The following is a 23,051-nucleotide window of genomic DNA, read 5'->3' on the forward strand; positions in this document are numbered from 1 at the left end:
AATGATTTCTTATTCTAATAATAAGCATTAAGTGGTTTTTCTGCAACAATCGCTTCAGCTTGTTTACGTAATTCTGGCAATTCAGACTCATCCGCCTTCAAAGCCTTAACTAGGATGCGAGCAATTTCACGCGCTTCTTCTTCTTTGACACCCCGAGTTGTAATAGCAGGCGTTCCAACCCGAATTCCAGATGTTTGAACGAATGACCGTTGATCATTTGGAATGGAGTTCTTATTAACCGTGATCGCCACTTCTTCCAAGCGTTCTTGGGCCCATTTACCTGAAACATCAAGGGCTGTTAAATCGAGTAGCATCACGTGGTTATCAGTACCACCTGAGATGACGCGGATTTCACTTTCGTTGAAGACTTCTGCCATTGCTTGAGCATTCTTGATAATTTGTTGCGCATATTCCTTAAATTCAGGTCTTAAAGCTTCACCAAAGGCTACAGCTTTACCAGCAATCACATGCTCAAGTGGGCCCCCTTGGATACCTGGGAAGATGGCACTGTTCAATTTCTTCGCGTATTCATCTTTACCAGTAATAATCATACCACCACGTGGTCCACGTAAAGTCTTGTGAGTCGTTGTCGTCACAACGTCAGCATAAGGAACAGGGTTTGGATGTAGACCCGCTGCAACAAGTCCAGCGATATGGGCCATATCGACCATAAAGATCGCGCCCACTTCTTTAGCCACCTTAGAGATTCGTTCAAAATCAATAATTTTTGAGTAAGCGGAAGCACCAGCGATAATCATCTTTGGTTTTTCTTCACGTGCAATCTTTTCAAGTTGTTCATAGTCTAGAATTTCATTCTCATCAAGACCATAAGCTAGCATGGTGTAGGATTGACCAGAGAAGTTAGCAGGTGATCCATGGGTTAAGTGGCCCCCTTGTGAAAGGTCCATCCCCAACACCTTATCTCCAGGTTCCAAGAAAGCACGGTACACCGCTAAGTTAGCAGAAGAACCAGAGTGAGGTTGTACGTTTGCATAGACAGAACCAAAGAGTTCATTCGCCCGATCAATCGCCAATTGTTCAATCTCATCAACAAATTCACAACCACCGTAATAGCGTTTACCAGGATAACCTTCAGCGTATTTATTCGAAAGAATAGAACCTTGCGCCTTGCGAACTTCATCTGAAATATAGTTCTCAGATGCAATTAATTCAATACCATAGGTTTGCCGGTGCAATTCCTTCTCAATCAGGTCAAAAATCTGTTCGTTACTAGTTGACATAAAATAAACCTCCAAAAGATAATATAGACGTGTGACTGTCTATACTCATTATAGCACAAATGAAGACGCTTTCGAAAGCCTATTCATGAAAGCGGTTGAATTCTTATCGTTTTCTAATCCTTGAACGAGAATTATTTGACATGCACTCCCTTCTAAATATCTCAAGCCTGCATAAATGTGCCGGGTAGCAGAAGTGAGATCATCTGCCTGACCTAAGGAATAAGTGGCTACAACACGTTCGTGATTCTTTAATGAATCAATCGTTTCTTGCCAAGCCAGGAGTCCCACCTTCCCCTCCATCTGGTCAAGAATGGCCCGCCACTGATCAAGGTTTTTAGGAGCTTGAACCATGATGACAGGTTGTTGAGGACTATAATGTCGGTACTTAACCCCCGGTGAGGCCACCTCGTCATTCGTCAATTGGTGCGCTTCCGAGATAATTTCAACTGGGCATTCAAGATAAGCATGGATCATCTCAGGTGTAATATAACCAGGTCTTAGAATATCAACGTGTCCATCATGAGGAAAAACCACTGTGGATTCCACCCCAATTTTGGTTAATTCTTCATCCGCAGCGAGTATCCCAGCGATTTTTCCCGAAAAATCATGTAAAACATGGTCTAACTGGGTTGGACTCGGCTTACCTGAAAGGTTGGCACTGGGCCCAACCAGCGGGATCCCTACCGCCTCAATTAAGGCGAGCGCCAAAGGATGATCAGGCATCCGAAGCGCCACGGTCGATTTCCCACCGGTGACAGACGAAGCTACTGCACCTGGTTTAACTGGAAAAATAATGGTTAAAGGTCCGGGCCAATAAAGATCCATCAGGGCTTGGCTCAAAGGATTGATTGTTTGAACTAAATCAGCCACTTGATCTTGGTTACTGACATGTACGATCAGAGGATTATCACTGGGACGTCCTTTGGCTCGGTAAACTTTCTCCACACTTTCAGATTCATCCGATCGAGCTCCTAAACCATAGACGGTCTCGGTGGGAAAAGCGATTAATTCACCCGCTCGAATAGCTTGGGCAGCTTCTTGAATCGTTTCAAGGGTATAAATTTCTGTTTTCATCTTATAACTCCTTTTTAAAAGCGATTTGAACATAACGATCCTTGCCCCACCCATCTTGACCAATGGCCTTCAAGTGAAATTGGTCATGCTGGCGAACCATATGGTCAAGCGCATCCGCTTGTTGATAACCAATCTCGAAGATGATCTGACCACCCGGATACAAAAACCGGCTGGCCTGATCCAGAATACGTTGGTAAATAGCCAGACCTCCTTGATCAGCATAGAGGGCCTCTTTGGGTTCATATTTCTTAACACTCGCATCCATTTGACTCTGGTCATCATAGGAAATATAGGGCGGATTAGAAAGGATCAGATCAAAATTCAATCCAGCTGGGAATTGATCAAAGATATCCGAGCGGATGAAATTAATCTCAACCTGGTGGGCATGGGCATTCTCCTTTGCTAGATCTAGCGCTTCTTGACTAATATCACTGGCCCACACCTGAACATGAGGCAGTGCCTTCTTAACTTCAATTGCGATAATCCCACTACCTGTTCCCAAGTCCAAGATCGTCGCCTGCGATCGATTTCTTAAATAGGCAATCCCTCGCTCAACCACGCCTTGTGTCTCTTCCCGCGGAATCAAGCAAGCCGGCGATACCTGAAATCGATTCTCCATAAAATAGGCAAAGCCAGCAATATATTGAATCGGTTCATCCTTCAAGATCCGTTTGATCGCGTCTTCAAATCGCGATAACCGCTCAGCAGGCTGAATCTGGTGTAGCTCCCGTAAGGTTCGGGTTAAATCCCAATCAAAAAGCATTTGCCAATAAACACGCGCCATCTCCCCTTCAAAACCTGCTTGCTGCAAAAAAAATGAAGCCTGATGCAGGGCTTCATTTAACGTTTGACTAGGAGATGCCTTGACCATTGAGTTCCTCCAATTTTTGTGTTTGATCAAATAAGACGAGGGCATCTACAATCTCATCAATATTGCCTTGCATAATAGAATCAAGCTGTTGAATGGTCAAGCCGATTCGATGGTCAGTTACACGATTTTGAGGATAATTATAGGTTCGGATTCGTTCTGAACGATCCCCTGTACCAACAGCCAACTTCCGTTCGGAATCAAAGGCTTCTTGCTGTTTGGATTGTAAGCTATCATAGACACGCGTCCGTAGAACCTTCATGGCCTTTTCTCGGTTTTTCAACTGCGAACGTTCATCCTGCATGGCAACTACAATCCCAGTTGGCAAGTGGGTTAATCTGACTGCAGAGGCTGTCTTGTTGACGTGCTGACCACCGGCACCGGAGGCATGATAGATGTCGATCCGGATGTCGTTTTCATCCAAGTCAAAATCAAGTTCTTCCTGTTCAGGCATCACGACAACGGTTGCCGTAGAGGTGTGGACACGCCCTTGCGACTCTGTCTCTGGAACCCGTTGTACACGGTGGGCCCCATTTTCAAATTTTAATTTTGAATAAACCTTCTGTCCCGTAATCATCAGGGTCACTTCCTTATATCCGCCAATGCCAGTAATATTGGCTGACATGACCTCAACCTTCCATCCCTGGTTTTCAGCGTAGCGCGTATACATATTTAGAAGATCACCAGCAAAAAGTTGGGCTTCATCGCCACCTGCTGCCCCTCGAATTTCCATGATAATATTCTTGCCATCATTGGGGTCCTCAGGTAACATCATCACCTTAATCTCTTCTTCCAAGGCTTCCTTTTCTTTCTTCAGGTTTGCTAATTCCAACTTAGCCAATTCCATCATCTCAGGGTCGAGCGACTCCCCTAAGAGATCTTCTGTCTCTTCTAGCTCCTCCGTCACCTGCTGGTAGCGCTTAATTTTTGTAACCTTTGGCCTTAAGTCCGCTTCTTCAATCGATAAGGCTCTCAATTTACTTGAATCTGCAATCACAGCTGGGTCACTCATCAATTCAATCACTTCTTCAAAACGAAAAATTAACTGGTTTAATTGCTCAAACATACCTGTCTCCTCTAACTCATTGTCTTGTTTTCGATTTTACCTGGATTTTGATAACAGCGACGGCAAACAGGTAAATAAGATTCATTCCCACCAATTTGAATTTGATCTCCTTGATAGACCGGTTTTCCTTCAGAAAAGCGCAAATTCATCGTTGCCTTCTTATGGCAGAACCAACAGATCGTCTTAATCTCTTCAATCTTATCCGCATAAATTAAGAGATACTTCGAACCTTCAAATAATTCATTGGTGAAATCGTTCTTTAACCCAAAAGCCATAACTGGAATATTCAACTCATCAACAACACGTGCTAATTCAATAATGTGATGTTTCTTAAGGAACTGGGCTTCATCTACTAAGATACAAAAAAGTTGTTCTTCCTGGGCAGCTTCTTCAATCATCTCAAACAGATTATCCTCTTCTTCTACGGGAATCGCAGGCCGTGCAAACCCGACTCTAGAAGAGACCTGCCCCACCCCTTCACGGTCATCAAGAGCAGAGGTATATATCTTAACCGGCTTATTTTGCTCCTCATAATTATGGGCGACTTTAATAATCTCAATTGACTTACCAGAATTCATTGCACCATATTTAAAATAAAACTGCGCCATATAAGCTCTCCTCTCTATTACTCCCTAACTCAATTATAATAGGTTAAAATATCCCCCCCGTCAACCGCTCATATTGCTTTACCATTTACTAGGTCTAGAGTTGTCAAACATATGTTACACAAAATGAAATGTTACCACGGTCCATCACCATTTTATCATGATGAATGATATTCTTTAAAAGGCAGCCACCATGCTCAACTAAATAGGCCCCGTCCATAAAAAGCAAAATGAAACGGGTCTTTACTCATAACGATTCCTCATCAGGCGTCATAATAAATTTTTGTGGCCTTTGATTAAGGGTTGTCAGTGGCGCTGATCATAGTCCCCTCTAACAAAATAACTAACCTTTTGCGAATCAAGGGTCGGATAATGAATCATCATTTGCTCATCAATGCCTGATATCATGCCACTATCAGCATTTTGTCCTTTTCATTACTGCAGATGCTTGATAAACTATAGATGTTTTAAGTCAAGATATGAGGTGATTATATGTCTATTCAGGCACAATTAGCTAAATGGGTTGGGAAAGGAAGTCGATGGTTCCTCACCCGCTTCACTCAAGGCGGATCAGCCTTACCAGGCAAACTAGCGCATCAAATCGACCCAAATATTCTCCAAACCCTTGCCAAAGACTATCAAGTGGTGATCATTACTGGAACAAATGGGAAGACTCTTACCACTTCCTTGATTGTCGAAGCCCTAAAAAATGTCTATCCCCATGTGATTACCAATCCGACAGGCTCCAATATGGAGCAAGGCATTATTTCCACCTTTTTGTCGGCTCCTAGACTCAAGGCCAATGAGAAAGGAATTGCGATCTTGGAGGTCGATGAAGGCTCCTTAAAAAATGTTGTGGCGGACCTTAAGCCAGACTATTTCGTCTTTACCAATGTCTTCCGCGACCAATTGGATCGTTTCGGTGAAATCCATACCGTCTATCGCTATATGACAGACGCTGCAATGCAAGCCCCTCAAGCAACTGTTGTAACCAACGGTGACTTGCCCATGTTCAATTCCTTTGAATTACCCAACCCTGAAGTTTACTATGGTTTTAACCATTTACCCGCTAGCCAAGTAGACCCTCACTACAACACCGATGGTTTGCTTTGCCCGAAGTGTGATCATGTCTTAAGATACAAGTTGTTAACTTATGGTAATTTAGGTGCCTATTATTGTGAGCATTGCGATTTTGAAAGACCTCAACTCACTTATCAAGTTGATCGTATTGATGAATTGGCGCTGGATCATAGTCGTTTTACCATTGAGGGACAGACCTTTAACCTACCCATTGCTGGCCTGTATAATATTTATAATGCTTTGTCTGCCTATGCCCTCTTGAGAGAATTAGGCCTCGATCCTTTGACTATTGACCAAGGCTTCCAAAAAGCTCAACGCGTGTTTGGACGACAAGAAGAAGTCTTAGTAGAAGGTAAGAAAGCCCTATTGAATCTCGTCAAGAACCCCGTCGGTTTCAACCAGATCCTGGATATCATCGCCTTGGATCCTCAGCCATACACACTCGTTACCCTCATGAATAATCAGCATGCAGATGGGACAGATATTTCTTGGATCTGGGACGTGGATTTAGAAAAGGCTAAAGGCTTTCCAATTCGCTCCATTATTTCCGGTGGAGATAAGGCTGAAGATATGACCAAAAGGCTTGTCGTTGCCGGCTTTGATCCCGATCTCATCCAAGAAGCCCAGGACATGCAAGCGGTCCTTCAAGCCATCCAAAATTCAAAAGGCCAGCGAATCCATGTGCTAGCCACTTATACAGCCATGCTGAACTTGCGTGAAGCGCTGACTAAGAATCATTATTTAAAGCATAAGGAGGACTAACATGAAGACTTTAAGAATCTGCCACCTCTATGGTAACCTCCTCAATACATATGGAGACAATGGGAATGTCCTCATTCTGCAATACATCGCCAAGCAATACGGCTTGAATGTCTCTTGCCAAGTCGTCAGTATTGGGGATACCTTCGACCCAAATGCTTATGATTTAGTCTTTTTCGGTGGTGGTCAAGACTATGAACAGAAAGTCATTGCTAAGCAAATTCATACCATCCATGATGACCTCCAAACCTATATCGAAAACGATGGTGTTGTCTTAGCCATCTGCGGGGGCTATCAATTATTAGGCCACTATTATGTGAATGCTCTAGGTGAACGCCTGCCAGGCCTCGGCTTGTTAGACCATTACACGGAACGTCAGATTGACTCACGCTTTACGGGTGATGTCACGATCTATTCTGAATTCTTTGACCGGAAATTAGTCGGGTTTGAGAACCATAACGGTGTCACCCACCTTGGAGCCGATTGTCAACCATTGGGTAAAGTCCTGCAAGGATATGGTAACAATGGTCAAGACCAAACAGAAGGTTCTCATTACCGCAATGTCTTCTGCACCTACTTCCATGGTCCCCTCCTCGTTAAGAATACCTGGCTCGCCCAATCCCTCGTTGAATTAGCTATGAAAATCAATAAGTAGATCAAACGGACTCATCAATGAGCCCATTTTAATCAACCAAGGCTGTCTTTTGACCCGAAATAATCAAGGTCAAACGACAGCCTCTTTTTTTAGGAGCTTATACCCATAGGAAAACCGAGCACCGGTCTCCCACCATCTTTATATAGGACAGATGGGGGCGATCCAGTACTCGGTCATCAATCGACTATTTATGTTTCAAACTGAGAGGGGCACTGAGGCAGCACTTCTAGTATAATCAGCTAAGATAAAAGTCTGGCTTACTCTTGACCTTCTGCTGGAGCTTCATTGTCTGCTTTCGTTGTCTCTTTAGATTCTTCAGTAGCCGTTGACTCTGTTGACTCTTCAGATGTCTCCTCACTTGACTCTTCTGATTCCTGACTTGATTCTTCAGAGGACTCCTTATCCTTTTCTTCGCCCTCTTTGGATTCCGTTGTTGTCTCTTCACCTTCAGTCGTTGGTTGGCTGGTTGCGGGTGGTGTCATTTCTTGTGAGTCTGATCCTTCTTCCATGGTTCCTTCCACCTTAAGAATTTCAAGTGTTTCAGGATCGAAGGTAATTTGAGCTTGCTGTCCTTCTAATGGGTTCTCAGGATCTTCATAGACGACTACTTCAACTTCCGCCTTGTTGGTTTCTTCATTAATTGAATAAGTGAACTCAAGTGCTTGACCAAAGCCGGCTTCTTTTTCCGCTGCTTCCTTAATCTCATCAAATGTCTTATAAGCATCGAAATCTAGATAAGCGGGTTCTTGGCTTAAATCCTCTGTAGAGCTGTCTTCACCAAGTATGTCCTCTGCTTCACTACTTACAGCCTCCTCGGCTCCTTCAACCATTTCTTCTGCTTCCTGACTTAAGTCAGCTGCTTCGTCCGTTACTTCAACGGCTTCATCCGCCTCACCCATCATGTCCGTTATATCCTGGTCTTGGATCTCTTCACCAGTGATCGAATCATAGGCAACCTCCACTGCTTGCTCTTGACCATCGAGTCCCTCAATTGAAATCTTATAAGGGTCTTGGTCTCCTGATATCGTTTCGATTGAATCCACTTCATTCTCTTCATAAGTGGTCGTTTCGACTGCTTCTTCCCCTTCAACAGCAGTTTCTTCTTCCATTGACTGACCGAGGTCATCTGCCTCTTCTGATTCTTCTTGTGGTTGAACAACTAAGCGCGAAATATTGACATCTGGATAATCTTTTTTAAATTGTTCCAGGGCTGCTTCAAGGGCCTTTTGTAGGTCACTTGCTTCCTCTACTTCTTGGTCTTCTTGCTGGTCCTCTAAATTCGCGGCTTCCATTGTTGATGTCATATCTTCTTGCGCAAAGATTGGTGAGCTAGGAAGTGCTGCTGATAGACTAATAGTTGATAAAGTTACTAATGTTAATTTCTTCATTGCTTTTTTCATAAAAATATCTCTCCTTTTTAGGTGATGGCCTTATCTTACGCCCAAAAAAATAAGATTGAAAGCGATATAAAAGATATCCTAGTAATTTTCTAAAAATATTCACAAATAATAAGCCTTTATAAAAGCTGATACAACAGGCATAATCAATGTTTTTTGTATAATTTTCTGGGTTTTGGACGGTCTTCTTTTTCATCTTTTTGTAGAAATTTATTCCAAAAACCATTAAAAAAGATGGCAACTTAAGAGTTAAAAGACAAAAAAAGTAAGAGTTTGAATCACAGTGACTAGTTATCAAAGGTCGCTCATAGCTAGGGCCCGGTGATTCTCAACCCGCTATGAAAAAGAGCCAGTAAAAAGCAAAAAAGGGTTGATGGAAGTTTATTGCTCCCATCTACCCTATTATGATCGCTTTTTTAATTTAAGGGACTGTCTTCATCATCTAAGAAGGTATTTAATACCTCATCAATCATATCCCACTCTTCTTCACTTTCAATCCCTTGCAGCTCGCCAGCCGTTCCATCTTCATTCTCCTGATATGAGTAGGCCTGTAATTCAACCTCTTCTTCATCAATCATACCAGCCGGATAGACAATGACATAAGACTTATTAAAGTCTTCCGATTCAAATGTGAATAAAATCTCATATAAAGATTCATTACCTTCTTCGTCCACAACCGTAATGTAATCTAATTCTTCTTCGTGTTCATGATCATGTTCGTGTTCGTGTGTCATATTTAAGCTCCTATCTCTTAAGGTTTAAGTAACTTTGTAAAATCATGACGGCAGCCAACTTATCAATCACCTGCTTGCGTTTCTTGCGCGAAACATTTCCTTCTTCGACTAACATCCGTTCTGCTTGTGAAGTCGATAACCGCTCATCTTGGAAGATAATTTGACAGTCTGGTAACAGGTTCTCAAGTTTATGGCCATAATCTAAGCTTGCTTGAGCACGCGGACCAATACTATTATCCATATTCTTGGGTAACCCAATCACAATCCGGTCAACATCATGGTCTTTGACCAATTCTACAATCCGGTCAAAACCATAATTTCCTTGAGCTTCATCAATCCGCACAGTTTCAAGACCTTGAGCTGTCCATCCCATCAGGTCACTGACTGCCACACCGACTGTCTTAGATCCAACATCCAGGCCCATGACGCGACTTGCCCGCACCATATTTAGGACTCCTTATGCGTCAAATAGTACTCGACTAATTTCTCAACAATCTCATCCCGCTCATGGCGACGAATTAAATTACGGGCATCCTTGTGGCGAGGAATATACGCAGGGTCTCCAGATAGTAAGTAGCCCACAATCTGGTTGACTGGATCATACCCCTTTTCTTCCAAGGCATTGTAGACAATTTCTAAGCTCTCACGAACTGTATATTTATTTAAATCATCCAATTTAAATAAAATCGTTTCATCTAATGATGGCATTTCCATTCACCTAGCCTTTCTCTTGATTGCTAAGCGACTAAGCTTAGCACTTACTACTGGCATTTTAACATATTTTGACGCATTCTGCTTGAATTATGCTAGCTTACGGATCTCTTCTGGAACGGCCTCAAGCATTTGCCCAATTCCTGCTGGATTCTTTCCTCCAGCTTGAGCCATGGTTGGACGACCACCACCGCCACCACCAATTATTTTTGCCAGTGGTTTAATTAAGTCGCCTGCCTTAATCCCCTTCGCAACAGTCTGGTCATCTACCAAGACCAAGAGGGATACAGCACCTTCATTTTGCGAAGCCACTACAAAAATATTTGACGCTACCTGAGACTGCCAAGTATCCCCTAGCGACCTCAATGAATCCATACTTTGATTCTCAACACTTGTTGCAATATAGGTGATATCATCCACTAGTTTGACATTCTTGAAGATTTCAGCTGATGCCTCTTTCATTAATTTGGCTGTCAGGGACTCCACTTCTGATTGAGCGGTCTTCAAGTCTTTTTGGATTTGTTGGACTTTATGGACTAACTGATCTTTTTGCGATACTTTCAATTCTTGCTGAACCTGTTCCAACAACTTTTCATTGGCTTGGTAATGGCCAATCGCTGCTTGACCTGTTAGGGCTTCAATCCGGCGGATTCCCGCTCCGATCCCTGTTTCTGAAAGTAATTTAAAGGTTCCAATCTCATTTGAATTGTTGACATGGGTACCCCCACATAATTCAATCGATTCATTGCCGACGTTCACTACCCGGACAACATCACCATACTTCTCACCAAAGAGAGCCATCGCCCCCATTGCCTTCGCTTGTTCAATTGGCATCTCTTCAATCTCAACATTCAAGGCATTCTCGATAAAATAGTTGACCAAGTTTTCGATCTGTTGTAATTCCTCGTCCGTTACCTTAGCAAAATGTGAAAAGTCAAACCGTAATCGGTCGGGTCCAACATAAGAACCTGCTTGATTAGCATGAGCGCCTATTACATCCTTCAAAGCCCGATGCAAAAGATGGGTCGCTGTATGATTCTGGTTCGTCCGCAGACGTGACTGGCGATCTACTGTGAGGGTATACGATTGCCCCTGACTCAAAGCTTCATCGAAAGTCCGAACAAAATGCATGAAGGGGCCATGTGGGCCTTTCTTGACATCCACCACTTCAGCGATCATGCGATCGCCATCGTAGATGCCCCCATCATCTGCAATCTGCCCCCCCATTTCAGCATAGAATGGCGAACGGTTGAAGAAGATAATCCCTTTTGAATGAGCTGGTAGTGTTTTGACCAATTGGTCATCAACCACAATCGATTGAATCGTTGCGTTGGTTGTTAATTGGTCATGCCCAACAAAATTGAAGTCATAATCAATTGTTTGAAGGACAGCAGATTGTACAGCCATGGAAGACTCATCCGAGCGAGCAGAACGAGCCCTCTCTCTTTGTTGGCTCATTGCGGCTTCAAAACCTTCGATATCCACAATCATACCTTCTTCTTCAGCCATTTCTTGGGTTAATTCCAAGGGGAATCCAAAGGTATCATATAATTGAAACGCCAAGTCTCCTGAAATTTCTTGCGCTTTTTCATTCTTGAGGTCCTGAATTGCCCTATGAAGCTGGTTCTCCCCTTCTTCAATCGTCTCATGGAAGCGTTCCTCTTCTTTCTTCAAGACTTCTTCCACAAAGTCTTTTTGTTCTGCCAATTCAGGATAATACCCTCCCATTACCTGGACTACAATAGGCACCAAATCTGCGATAAAGATCTGGTTAATTCCTAGTTTACGACCATGCATAATGGATCGACGGATGAGACGTCGCAAGATATAACCGCGTCCTTCGTTGGATGGCAAGGCCCCGTCAGCTATTGCAAAAGTAACCGCACGAATATGGTCTGCAATCACCTTGAAGGAGGTATCCGCCTTATTATCTGCACCATATTCCTTAGTCGTCAGTCCCGCAATTTGCTCAATAATAGGCATAAAGAGGTCAGTCTCAAAGTTTGTCGGAGTATCTTGCATGACAGAAGCCATCCGCTCTAAGCCCATCCCCGTATCAACATTCTTATTAGGCAGGGGTTGATAAGAGCCATCTGGCATATGGTTATACTGAGAAAAGACAAGATTCCAAATTTCTAGGTATCGTTCATTTTCGCCCCCAGGATACATCTCTGGGTCATCGGCTGCTAGATTCTGATAGGCTTCACCCCGGTCGAAGAATATTTCGGTATCCGGACCACAAGGCCCTGCACCAATATCCCAAAAATTCCCTTCTTCTGGGATCAAGTGATCTTCGCTCAAGCCGCATTCCTCAAGCCAGACCCTTTTTGTCTCTTCATCTTCCGGATAATAGGTCACATAAAGCCGGTCAGGATCCATATCCAGCCAGTCTGGACTCGTTAAGAATTCCCAAGCCCAGGTGATTACTTCTTTCTTAAAGTAATCTCCAATTGACCAGTTCCCCAACATCTCAAAAAGGGTATGGTGACGAGCAGTCACTCCGACATTCTCAATATCGTTTGTTCGAATACATTTTTGGCTGTTAGCAATCTTAGGATTCGCTGGAACTTCTGTCCCATCCATAAATTTCTTTAACGCGGCAACTCCTGAATTGATCCACAAAAGACTCGGGTCATTAATTGGAATTAAAGAGGCAGAAGGAATAATTTGGTGGTCTTTTGATTGCCAGAAGTCTAAAAACTTTTGCCTAATTTGATTACTGGTTAAAGCTTGCATGGTTAATCTCCTTTATAGATAAAAATAAGAAGCTGCTATTTGTAAGGGTGCTTAGACACGGTACCACCTTACTTATAACAACTCCTGGTTATCTCTCAATGTTCCATTAAGGCTGGATGACCCCAGTCTTTCGACTAGTCCGTATGAGGGAGCATTCAAATCATGATTGCTTGCACCATCTACAATCTCTCTACAGTGACTGAACATATCCTCTACTGGTTCAATATATCAATTTTTACCAAGAGGGTCAACGTCTAAATAAAGCGGATCGTCCACTTTTATTTGGTTAAGTATTGGGCTGCCTTGTTTTCTTTTGTTTCAGTTCTACTAGAAAGCAAAAAAGGATTAAGATGAATGAATGCGTATTGGACGCATTAGAATTTATCTGATTAAATCATGATCCCAATAGGAATTGATGGATGATTTTAATTCTAAACATAGCGATAAGATTTCTCAATCGGACCATTCGATAAATGTTTAATTGATGTTTACATTTAATGAATCGGTATCGATTTATCAAATGAATCCTTTCTTATACTAAAAAACAAAATACTGATTCACTCTAATTGACACCCGTCCAACAAAACTGGGAATAAGTATTGGAACCACCTACTTTTTAGCGTATACTGATTGCATGATTAAGACTTGGAAGAGGTTTTTCATTTGATTGAAAAAGTTTATATCATCTGTCATGGACAATCCGGACATAATCGTGGTCATCAAAAATTAAAAGAAGCACGTTATGAGCTCGATCGCCTACATATCCCCTATCTTGTCTACCCGAGTGAGTACGCGACTCATACTGTCGATTTGATCGATATGATCATCCGAAAGTATTTTAATGAAGACCACCACCGGCTCTTAGTCATTGGGGGGGATGGCACCTTAAATGCCGCAGTCAGCCAACTGGTCAAGATGGGGAGCGAGGTCCCCATTACCTATCTACCTGCTGGTACTGGAAGTGATTTTGCCAGAGCCCACCTCAAGGACCAATCAACCGCTTCGATCATCATGAATATGGTCCAAAACCGCCACTGTCAGAAGATCAAAATTGGAAACTACCAAGATCAGACTCTAACCAATCATGGCTGCTTCGTAAATAATTTTGGGACCGGCTTTGACGCAGAAGTAACCTATAGTGTTGAAAAATATCAGTTAAAATCACACCTTGGTCGCTTTGGATTAGCGCGCTTTAGCTATATAGTGGGAGTCTTTTTCAGTTTTAATCGGCTTAAACTCTTTGAGAGTGAGATTACAGTAGACGGAAAAGTTCATCACTTTAATCGATGTGGTCTGGTGGCCGTCATGAACCATCCCTTCCTAGGCGGAGGTATTCAATTGAACCCTGGCCCAAAGACTAGCCAATCTCCTCAACTCGCCTGCATCATTTACCATGATCTTTCATGGCGAGCGCTGCCCTTGCTCGTCTGGCAAACCCTTATCACCCATCAACAGGTCCATTCATCCCACTACACCAGACTAACCGGTGAGACGATCACAGTACGGTCAAATCAGACTTTACGGTCTGAGATGGATGGCGAGACTCTACCTGAACGCATAGTTGATATCAACCACCAAATCAATCGCTACCCTTTCTATTTAGAATAAGGGTAGCTTTTTTAATTGGGCATAAAATCAAAAGGCGTTAACCCTTCCATACCAATCATTGGATCAATTTGCCTATAATTCGTTAAAGACAAAAAATTATCCAGGTCGAGAGATGGTAGAGGTGGATCTTGACTCACATGCAAGTTCTCCTGCTCACTTGATAAGTCAACGGCTGACCGCTCAGACCGGGAGCCAGGGGCCTCTTGGTCGGTCGACACTTTTTGTTCAAAGACCAGCCCCAGAAAATCCAGCAAATTGGTCTTACGATCGATTTGTTGATGAGTCGCTGCTTGATAAAAGGCTTGAGGATCTCCCAAAAGAATCAAGGACTGACTGGCACGTGTAATAGCTGTATAAAGGATATCTCGTCGAAGCATTCTTGAAAATTGGTTAACCAGAGGGAGAATAACGAGGTCATATTCACTTCCCTGAGCCTTATGAATCGATGTGCAGTAGGCGAGGGTTAGTTGGTTTAGATCACTTCTCTGATAGTGAATCTCCACTTCATCAAATGACACCACCACTTCTTCACTCTTTGACTCCGTCTCCTTACTTGTTAAAATGGCCGTAATCTGACCCACATCTCCATTATAGACGCCTTCTTCAGTATTATTGACTAATTGTAAGACCTTATCCCCTACTCGATAGACCCGGTCAAAATAAGTTAACTCTCTCTTTCGAGCCTTGGGTGGGTTGAGCATGGCTTGCATTAGCTGGTTAATTTGATCGATCCCAGCCGGCCCCTTATACATAGGCGCTAAGACTTGTAAAGTCTGACTGGTATACCCCTTCTCGATTGCTTTGTTAACAATTTGGTGGATGGCCTGGGGTATCTGGTGAGTCGGACAAGGAATGAAGGATCGATCCGCTTGCTTCGTCAGCAGATCTTCAGGCAAACGCCCTTGACGAACATCATGGGCCAGGCGAATAATCGATGAATCCTTGGCTTGACGGTAAATACGATGGAGGGAAATAGTAGACAAGACTTGTGATTCAATCATATCAGCAAAAACCTTTCCCGGTCCAACCGAAGGCAATTGGTCCTTATCCCCGACAAACACCACCTGCATGTCATAGGGGATGGCTTCTAACAGCCAATTCATCAGCCAAACATCCACCATGGACATCTCATCCACAATCAATAAACTACCTTCTATGGTCTCTGGTTGAAAGTATCCGATTTCGGAATCCCGAGTAAATCCAATCAAGCGGTGAATAGTAGTGGCAGGCAACTGACTGGCCTCCTGCATCCGCTTGGCTGCACGGCCAGTTGGAGCTGCCAAACGAATGGGGGAATCAAAATTATCAATTCTAAGACTCGCTAAATCATATCCCTTGAGACGAGCATGGAGATGAATCAACCCACGCACTAAGGTGGTCTTCCCCGTCCCAGGACCTCCTGTAATAATCGACATTGGTGACGACATAGCTAACTTCAAAGCACGACGCTGGTCTTCATCATAAATAATGTCAATATCTGCTTGTAACTGATCGATCGCCAATTCCAAGTCTTCATCCTGATAGCGCTCGATCTCTTCCAACTCGATAAATTCTTTAATCTTCTTACTGGAACCATATTCGGCATAAAAGATTGAGGGGAGGACGAGATCCTCACCCACGATTAATAGCAGGTCTTCCATTAAGGCCATGTCTAATCCTTGAAACAACAAACCATCGCTAATCAAGTGAGGCCGACTCTTCTCGAGAAGGTTTCTCGCCTCTTGTAGGGCATCCGACTTGGTAACGTAGGTGTCTCCCCGCTCACTCGCAATTTGTCCAACCACACTCACCAGGGCTGCGCAGATCCGACGAGGATCGTCAGGATCCCCTCCTAATTGGGCTGCGATTTGATCCGCCTTAGAAAAGCCAATCCCTTCCACGCCTTCAATTAAACAGAAGGGATCGTCCTTAATCTTATCCAAGGTCTCTTCCTTAAAAACATGGAAGATCTTATCAGCCAGATTCGGTGAGAAGCCCCATTGTGACAGCTGCATAAAAATACGCTCAGCCCCTTGATGACGCATCAACTGTTGTCGTAAGTTCTGGGCTTTCTTACGAGTGAGTCCGGGGACGCGATCTAAGGCCTGTGGGTCCTCAAGTATGATATCGAGCGCTTGATCGCCTAAGGTATCCATAATGGCAGTAGCCGTCTTGACCCCAATTCCCTTAAAACGGTGACTTGATAAGTAGTCGATCATACCCTTACGGCTGGTCGGTTGGATATTCTGGTAATGCGTCACACTGAATTGTTGACCATATTTGGGATGGTGGGTCCACTGTCCAAAGAACTGGTAGGTCGTATCCAAATGAATACTGACAAATTGTCCAGTGATAACAAGCTCATCCTCAACCATTACATCAGTGCGCTCCTGATCCACTTCAATTCGAATCACCTTATAAAAATTGCGATTATTCTCAAAATAAATCGCCACGGCCTTACCATAAATAACCACTTCCTCCATTATCTCACCTACTTTCATACCTTCTAGTATAGCAAAATGGTCACACTTGATAAATCCTGATTTTATAGCGAAGGGAAACGTTCAAAAGATGCATCATGGAACAAAAAAACAGTTGGTCTATTCAAACCAACTGCAAATCTTAAGAGAAAAGGCCCCCATTATACTTCTTTTGCGCCCGATACAAGCGAACCGTCGCCAGCAAAAAAATAATTGAAAAGAGGCCCCATCGCAAACTCTGCCGATCTAGACAGGTGAAGACCCCTACTAATAGACAGGCCAGTCCCATCATCATAATCCCTTGGCCCATCTGGCGCGTGTAAGCAGGAATGTCTTGCTCTCTAACATGACCATGGTGGTAATCATGGATCAAGTGGATTTTTTGTTTACCCCATATTAAGCCACCCACCAGGATTAAGATTAAGCCAATCACCCACACAACAAATTGTTCCATAATGACGCCTCCAATCAGACCTTTCGCTTAAACATACTGGCGCTTTACACCATCCTTATAGCATGCATCAATAAAGCCGCCCCCCAAACATTCCTCACCTTGATAGAAGACAAGAGCTTGACCCGGTGTCACAGCCCGCGCTGGCTCAAAAAAGTCGACTCGGCAAGTTTGACGGTCTTGCGATAAAGTGACTTTCGCTGGGACATCTTCCTGACGGTAGCGAAACTTCACTGTACATTCAAATTCCAGATCCTCAATCAAGTCATGTGTAAAGGAAAGATCCGAAGCTTCAAGATAATCGGAATATAAATTCTCATGGTGGAAGCCTTGACCCACATAGAGGGTAGAGCTTGTCTGATCTTTGCCAATCACGAACCACGGTTCATTCGACCCATCCGACCCAGTCGATCCACCGATACCTAGGCCATGACGTTGACCGATCGTGTAGTACATGAGGCCCATGTGTTGACCCTTCACTTCACCAGCTAATGTCTTCATTGGACCCGGTTGGTTGGGTAAATAATGGGAAAGGAAGTCATTGAATTTGCGCTCTCCAATAAAGCAAACGCCTGTTGAGTCTTTCTTATGAGCAGTAGCTAGACCCGCTTCTTCAGCTATTTGACGCACTTGGGCTTTTTGCAGGTGTCCTAAGGGGAAGAGGGTCTTCTTTAATTGTGCTTGATTCAACTGACTCAGGAAGTAGGTCTGGTCCTTGTTGGAATCGGCCCCTCTTAAAAGATGAACCACCCCTTGTTCATCCTTCATCACTTGGGCATAGTGACCCATCGCCACATAATCGGCCCCTAAGTCCATGGCATAATCCAAAAAGGCTTTAAACTTAATTTCCTTATTACACATAACATCCGGATTTGGTGTCCGACCCTTGCGGTACTCCGCTAAGAAATACTCAAAGACCCGATCCCAATATTCCTTCTCAAAGTTGACCGAATAGTAAGGAATACCTATCTTCTCTGCTACTAGGGCCACATCTTCGTAATCTTGGGTTGCTGTGCAAACGCCCCGCTCATCTGTATCATCCCAATTCTTCATAAAGAGACCCACGACATCATAACCCGCTTGCTTCAAAAGTAAGGCTGCTACGGAAGAGTCGACCCCACCTGACATCCCCACCACAACACGGATTTTTGAATTATCTTCTTGTCTTGTCATCTGATCATCCTTTCTGAAGTGATTCATTGGCTAATGAATAAAAACGAACCTCCCACCCGGAAAGTTCGTTCATCTTAAAGTGACCACCATTATAACTCAACCAGTACATTTCTGTCAATGAAGCCATCAAAGATAAAATTGATCTTTTCTTTAACCATTTCATTGTTGGCAAGATTATTAACATTCACTGTCTGCAAGCCATTACTTGTTACCAGTGAAATTTTCAAAACCTCAATCTCATGATCAACTGTTACTTTTAAGACTAAGCCAGAGCGATGCGTTGATTTTAATTCACGCTTATAGAGGTAATTTCCTCCCTTAGTTTCAACAAAGCCGTTATCCCGCAGTGTATACGGCTTACAATTTGGGCTGACCTTAAAGACACGGTCAAAACCCGCGAGTTTCGCTTGTTCTACGAATGCCATCCTTCATTCTCCTTTACTTTCTAAAAGTTATTAAGTAATGAGTCCGTGTTTATATAAATTACTTATTGCAGTCTTATTATACAAGGTTTCAAGTTGATAGACAAGATTTTTTGTAAGCGCTTTTTATCTATTGATTTTCTGAAGTGCTTGAACCAATTGATCGATTTCTAAAGTGCTAGTTGATTTGCCAAAAGAAATCCGCAAGCTCTCGCCCCATAAGGCCTCTTGGTCAGGATAATAAGCTTTAAGGACCCGGCTCGGCTTGACAGAACCAGCTGAACAAGCAGACCCCGCCGAAATATAGATCTCTTCCAGGTCCAATTGAATTAAGACTTGGCTAGCCAAGTGACCTTTAAACCAGATATTGTGAATCCGATGGTTATGATGGTGGTGATCCCCATTCAATTGATAGTCGATTCCAGAATCGTTCAGTTTCTGAATAAAATATTGACTTAACCTATCAAAGTGATCGATTAAAGTGTCCCGTTCTTCAACGATTAACTCGAGTGCCTTAACCATTCCAAGGATATAAGGAAGATTCTCCGTTCCGGATCGCAAGCCATACTCTTGACCTCCCCCACGAAGCAGTGGATGAAGTGTCATCTCTTCACGCCAGGGTTGATAGACTAAAAAACCGATTCCCTTAGGGGCATAGAACTTATGACCCGAACCCGAAAAAGAGGTACAGGGGAGGTGGTCAAAATCAGTCTTTTGATAGCCAATTGCTTGAGTTGCATCGACATGGAACCAGAATCCTTTTTCTTTGGCATAAGCGCCTAATTCATGGATGGGTAAGATCGACCCCATTTCATTATTGACGGCCATGACTGTCCACCCAATCGTTTGGTCGGTCGTTGCTTGAATAAATTGGTCAAGGTGAAACTGTCCTTGGTCATCTGGATCCAAGTAGACAACCTCAAAACCATGATCTGCCAAATCCTCCAAGGTCCGCATCACGGCAGAATGCTCGATCGTTGTGGTGACAATCTGATTCCCAAGCCCTAATTCACGCGCCTGATAAGCTTGTGATTTTAAGGCCCAATTGATCGCTTCTGTTGAGCATGAGGTAAAGTAAATTTCTGCATCCTTATTAAGGTTCAATAGTTCCTTCATTCGTTGACGCGCCATCATCAGCTGATGCTTGACTGACTTTCCGAGTCGATAACCCGCAGAAGGATTGGCAAAACTCTGATCTAAGGCTTGGCAAATAACCTTCTGAACTTGTTGATCAACTGGCGTTGTGGCCGCATAATCTAAATAAATCATTTCTCACCCTTCTTAATCATGACTTGTCACTTTAAACTCTTCATATTATACCTTATTTTATTGATCTTGTAAGCAGAGAGTGATAACTTGTGCTAAAATGAAAACAATCTATTGAAAGGAAGTCGACTTATGATCCAACCTCTTGCCTATCGAATGCGGCCGACCGATATTGATCAAATTCTAGGTCAGGACCACTTAGTCGGTCCTGATAAGATTATTCGCCGTATGGTCACAGCTAAACGCTTGAGATCGATGATCCTTTATGGTCCCCCAGGTACGGGTAAGACCTCGATTGCCTCTGCGATTGCTGGGTCTACCCATTATGCCTTTCGTCAGCTGAATGCGGCAACCGATGCCAAGAAAGACCTTGAAGTCGTCGTTGAAGAAGCTAAGATGTCCGGCAGTGTGATCCTCCTCCTGGATGAGATCCATCGCTTAAATAAAGTAAAGCAAGACTACCTCCTCCCCCACCTTGAAAATGGCCGTATCATCTTGATCGGAGCCACCACCGAAAACCCCTATATTGCCATTAATCCTGCGATTCGCTCGAGAGCCCAAATTTTTCAAGTCTATCCCTTGGATCCAGACCAAATTAAAATAGGTCTAAAACGTGCCCTGGAAGATCGCTCACGAGGCTTAGGCAAATACCAGGTTAAAATCGACGAGGAGACCTTGAATCATTTTGCCCACACAACCAACGGCGATATCCGGTCAGCTCTCAACGCCTTAGAATTAGCTGTCTTATCCACCGATCCTAATCCAGCAGGTGAGATTGAAATTACAACTGAGATTGCTGAAGAATGTCTCCAACATAAACGTTTGACTCATGACAAAGATGGCGATGCGCATTATGACGTTATTTCTGCCCTGCAAAAATCCATTCGAGGATCGGATGTCGATGCCAGCTTATACTACCTCGCTGTGCTACTGGAAGCAGGTGAGTTGACGATCGCCTGTCGGCGACTCTTGGTCATTGCATATGAAGATATTGGCTTCGGTAATCCTCAAGCCACTCAACGAACAGTTGCAGCAGTTGACGCAGCACAGCAATTAGGCCTACCCGAAGCTCGGATTCCACTCGCCTTTGCTACTGCGGACCTGGCATTAAGCCCTAAATCAAATACCAGTTATCAGGCCATTAACCGCGCAATGGCGGATATTAGTGCTGGCCATACTGGAGCCGTACCCAACCATCTCAAAGACAGTCATTATCAAGGTGCCAACCAGCTTAAGCATGGCGCCACCTATCGCTACCCCCATGACCATCCTCATCACTTTGTCGCACAACAGTATTTACCAGACCCGATTAAGGACCGCCAGTATTTTAAACCTGATCCCACTAGTAAGTACGAGCAAGCGATCGCAGACTATTACCACAACTTAAAAGAGGCCTTTCGAAATAAAAAAGAATGAAATCACTTACATTTTTTTAGCTAAATACTTGAAATCCTCGAATAGCATGCTATAATAAGACCATAAGAAATAGATCTGATGTGTTCGAGAAATATTTACTGTGTTGACCGAACATTTTAATGAAGGGATCCTATAATCGAAGGATAATGACAAGCCATCGCACGTGGAAGTCAGAACATTTCGTGGGGAACCCACCTGATAGCTAGCGGGTTCAACCTAGCTTTATTGATACGGCACAATTCGGAGATATTTCAAGGGGGTTGGCATTAGCCACCCCCCTTTTTTCATTGATTATTTGATTGGTCTTCGCTAAACTAAATCCATCTTAACGAAAAGAGGCTGACTATGTTACCCATTATCTTCTATGCTCTTCCTTCTATTCTCATGATTTTTGCCTTGTATCTCTTTTTCTTCCAAGCCTCACTCTTAAAACTTTTTAAGCTGGCTACACCTAAACTCATTCACCTAATAGCCATTACCACTCTCTTACTAGCTCTTCTGGGCTTTACACTCATTTACTATCAATTAAGAACCGCTAGTCTGATCTGGCTGATCGTCATTCTGATTTATATTGGCTTTATAGCTTTCTTAGTCTATACCCTTTTGAATCAAGAGCCCCCTAGCGATCACGAATAATGACCACTTCTTCTGAGCCGTCAACTTCTTCAAGTCTGACGGCTATTTTTTCGGTCTTAGACGTTGGTAAATTCTTACCCACAAAGTCTGCCCGGATCGGCAACTCTCGATGCCCCCGGTCAACGAGAATAGCTAATTGAATCTTAGCAGGTCGAGCTTGCGATAAGATCGCATCAAGTCCTGCTCGTATGGTTCGTCCAGTATAGAGAACATCATCAACTAAAACCACTACCTTACCGGTTAGATCTTGTTCAAAGTGAGGAGGCTGGACTTTTGGCATTTTGGAGTCATATTTATAGGATAAATCATCACGGTAAAAAGAAATATCTAGACTTTCAACTGGCACCTGACTGCCCTCAATCAAGCCAATCTTGTCCGCGAGGCGTTGTGAGAGGTTGATCCCCCGCGTCCTTATGCCAATGAGGACAATGTCCTTCACTTTAGGATTACGTTCAACAATTTCATGGGCCATCCGTTTGAGGGTCCGATCGATTGCTGGACCATCTAATAATTGATTCTCCATTGAGTCCCATCCTTTCCTTATTTACTTGTTATTTTAACGATTATCCCTTGTGAAAGCTAGAATTTAATATACAACCATGTCGTGATTGACCCGCTCTTTTTTTATCATTCGCTTCCATTCCTTATAATTGGTTCTCCTTGGTCTGGTGTAGCCGACTGCCCCTGATCGATC

General features: G+C 43.4%; 21 protein-coding genes and 1 other RNA gene. 6 read left to right on the top strand and 16 right to left on the bottom strand.

Going from position 1 to position 23,051, the window contains the following annotated elements; translation table 11 throughout:
• Nucleotides 1–14: 14 nt before the first annotated feature.
• Genes glyA through HMPREF9708_RS00870 form a run of 5 tightly spaced genes read right to left on the bottom strand, consistent with a single transcriptional unit; the run spans nucleotide 15 to nucleotide 4,857 of the window.
• Nucleotides 15–1,241, bottom strand: coding sequence for a serine hydroxymethyltransferase (gene glyA, locus HMPREF9708_RS00850; RefSeq protein ID WP_006308053.1), 1,227 nt, complete (start codon nucleotides 1,239–1,241; stop codon nucleotides 15–17).
• Nucleotides 1,242–1,289: 48 nt separating this feature from the next.
• Nucleotides 1,290–2,315, bottom strand: coding sequence for an L-threonylcarbamoyladenylate synthase (locus HMPREF9708_RS00855; RefSeq protein WP_006308054.1), 1,026 nt, complete (start codon nucleotides 2,313–2,315; stop codon nucleotides 1,290–1,292).
• Between the two features lies 1 nt (nucleotide 2,316).
• Nucleotides 2,317–3,186, bottom strand: a complete 870-nt coding sequence (gene prmC, locus HMPREF9708_RS00860) for a peptide chain release factor N(5)-glutamine methyltransferase (RefSeq protein WP_006308055.1) — start codon at nucleotides 3,184–3,186, stop codon at nucleotides 2,317–2,319.
• Nucleotides 3,167–4,249: a peptide chain release factor 1 gene (gene prfA, locus HMPREF9708_RS00865; RefSeq protein WP_006308056.1), complete on the bottom strand. Its 1,083-nt coding sequence runs from the start codon at nucleotides 4,247–4,249 to the stop codon at nucleotides 3,167–3,169. Before prfA ends, prmC begins: the two co-directional genes overlap by 20 nt.
• Before the next feature lie 11 nt (nucleotides 4,250–4,260).
• A complete protein-coding gene (locus HMPREF9708_RS00870) occupies nucleotides 4,261–4,857 on the bottom strand; it encodes a thymidine kinase (protein WP_006308057.1) in 597 nt (198 codons plus the stop codon).
• Nucleotides 4,858–5,346: 489 nt separating this feature from the next.
• Here HMPREF9708_RS00870 and HMPREF9708_RS00875 point away from each other — a divergent pair, with 489 nt between their 5' ends.
• Both HMPREF9708_RS00875 and HMPREF9708_RS00880 read left to right on the top strand, forming a co-directional pair.
• Nucleotides 5,347–6,696 carry a Mur ligase family protein gene (locus HMPREF9708_RS00875; RefSeq protein WP_006308058.1) on the top strand — a complete coding sequence of 450 codons (1,350 nt, stop codon included), beginning with the start codon at nucleotides 5,347–5,349 and terminating at the stop codon, nucleotides 6,694–6,696.
• A gap of 1 nt (nucleotide 6,697) precedes the next feature.
• Nucleotides 6,698–7,348 carry a type 1 glutamine amidotransferase gene (locus tag HMPREF9708_RS00880; RefSeq protein WP_006308059.1) on the top strand — a complete coding sequence of 217 codons (651 nt, stop codon included), beginning with the start codon at nucleotides 6,698–6,700 and terminating at the stop codon, nucleotides 7,346–7,348.
• A 257-nt stretch (nucleotides 7,349–7,605) separates the two neighbouring features.
• On the opposite strand, the gene HMPREF9708_RS00885 is transcribed toward HMPREF9708_RS00880, so the two are convergent.
• From HMPREF9708_RS00885 to alaS, 5 genes are all read right to left on the bottom strand, one after another.
• Nucleotides 7,606–8,748, bottom strand: a complete 1,143-nt coding sequence (locus tag HMPREF9708_RS00885; protein WP_006308060.1) for a hypothetical protein — start codon at nucleotides 8,746–8,748, stop codon at nucleotides 7,606–7,608.
• Nucleotides 8,749–9,161: 413 nt separating this feature from the next.
• Nucleotides 9,162–9,479, bottom strand: a complete 318-nt coding sequence (locus HMPREF9708_RS00890) for a DUF1292 domain-containing protein (protein WP_006308061.1) — start codon at nucleotides 9,477–9,479, stop codon at nucleotides 9,162–9,164.
• Nucleotides 9,480–9,489: 10 nt separating this feature from the next.
• Complete coding sequence (gene ruvX / locus HMPREF9708_RS00895) at nucleotides 9,490–9,924, bottom strand: Holliday junction resolvase RuvX (protein WP_006308062.1); 435 nt, start codon at nucleotides 9,922–9,924, stop codon at nucleotides 9,490–9,492.
• Between the two features lie 2 nt (nucleotides 9,925–9,926).
• The gene (locus tag HMPREF9708_RS00900; protein WP_040447697.1) at nucleotides 9,927–10,187 is read right to left on the bottom strand and encodes an IreB family regulatory phosphoprotein; all 261 of its coding nucleotides are present in this window, start codon (nucleotides 10,185–10,187) and stop codon (nucleotides 9,927–9,929) included.
• 93 nt (nucleotides 10,188–10,280) lie between these two features.
• A complete protein-coding gene (gene alaS, locus HMPREF9708_RS00905; protein WP_006308064.1) occupies nucleotides 10,281–12,926 on the bottom strand; it encodes an alanine--tRNA ligase in 2,646 nt (881 codons plus the stop codon).
• Between the two features lie 663 nt (nucleotides 12,927–13,589).
• On the opposite strand from alaS, the gene HMPREF9708_RS00910 reads away from it, so the two are divergent.
• Entirely contained in the window at nucleotides 13,590–14,534 is a 945-nt protein-coding gene (locus HMPREF9708_RS00910; RefSeq protein WP_006308065.1) for a diacylglycerol/lipid kinase family protein, read from the top strand.
• An 11-nt stretch (nucleotides 14,535–14,545) separates the two neighbouring features.
• Here the strand turns inward: HMPREF9708_RS00910 and recD2 are convergent, their stop codons facing one another.
• The 5 genes from recD2 to HMPREF9708_RS00935 form a co-directional block, all read right to left on the bottom strand.
• Nucleotides 14,546–16,996, bottom strand: coding sequence for an SF1B family DNA helicase RecD2 (recD2, locus tag HMPREF9708_RS00915; protein WP_006308066.1), 2,451 nt, complete (start codon nucleotides 16,994–16,996; stop codon nucleotides 14,546–14,548).
• A 139-nt stretch (nucleotides 16,997–17,135) separates the two neighbouring features.
• Nucleotides 17,136–17,447, bottom strand: coding sequence for a DUF3784 domain-containing protein (locus HMPREF9708_RS00920; RefSeq protein ID WP_006308067.1), 312 nt, complete (start codon nucleotides 17,445–17,447; stop codon nucleotides 17,136–17,138).
• A gap of 27 nt (nucleotides 17,448–17,474) precedes the next feature.
• Nucleotides 17,475–18,617: a tRNA 2-thiouridine(34) synthase MnmA gene (gene mnmA, locus HMPREF9708_RS00925; RefSeq protein ID WP_006308068.1), complete on the bottom strand. Its 1,143-nt coding sequence runs from the start codon at nucleotides 18,615–18,617 to the stop codon at nucleotides 17,475–17,477.
• An 89-nt stretch (nucleotides 18,618–18,706) separates the two neighbouring features.
• On the bottom strand, nucleotides 18,707–19,042 hold the full coding sequence (locus HMPREF9708_RS00930) for a hypothetical protein (RefSeq protein WP_006308069.1): 336 nt from the start codon (nucleotides 19,040–19,042) through the stop codon (nucleotides 18,707–18,709).
• A 123-nt stretch (nucleotides 19,043–19,165) separates the two neighbouring features.
• Entirely contained in the window at nucleotides 19,166–20,308 is a 1,143-nt protein-coding gene (locus HMPREF9708_RS00935) for a cysteine desulfurase family protein (protein WP_006308070.1), read from the bottom strand.
• Between the two features lie 129 nt (nucleotides 20,309–20,437).
• On the opposite strand from HMPREF9708_RS00935, the gene HMPREF9708_RS00940 reads away from it, so the two are divergent.
• From HMPREF9708_RS00940 to HMPREF9708_RS00945, 3 genes are all read left to right on the top strand, one after another.
• Nucleotides 20,438–21,721 carry a replication-associated recombination protein A gene (locus HMPREF9708_RS00940; RefSeq protein WP_006308071.1) on the top strand — a complete coding sequence of 428 codons (1,284 nt, stop codon included), beginning with the start codon at nucleotides 20,438–20,440 and terminating at the stop codon, nucleotides 21,719–21,721.
• Between the two features lie 69 nt (nucleotides 21,722–21,790).
• Nucleotides 21,791–21,972: non-coding RNA, 6S RNA (gene ssrS, locus HMPREF9708_RS07975), on the top strand.
• A 94-nt stretch (nucleotides 21,973–22,066) separates the two neighbouring features.
• Entirely contained in the window at nucleotides 22,067–22,357 is a 291-nt protein-coding gene (locus HMPREF9708_RS00945; protein ID WP_006308072.1) for a hypothetical protein, read from the top strand.
• Here the strand turns inward: HMPREF9708_RS00945 and pyrR are convergent.
• Entirely contained in the window at nucleotides 22,341–22,880 is a 540-nt protein-coding gene (gene pyrR / locus HMPREF9708_RS00950) for a bifunctional pyr operon transcriptional regulator/uracil phosphoribosyltransferase PyrR (RefSeq protein ID WP_006308073.1), read from the bottom strand. The two genes, HMPREF9708_RS00945 and pyrR, sit on opposite strands and share 17 nt — an antisense overlap.
• Nucleotides 22,881–23,051 lie beyond the last annotated feature (171 nt).

The sequence above is a fragment of the Facklamia languida CCUG 37842 genome (assembly GCF_000245795.1).
Taxonomy (GTDB): Bacteria; Bacillota; Bacilli; order Lactobacillales; family Aerococcaceae; genus Facklamia; species Facklamia languida.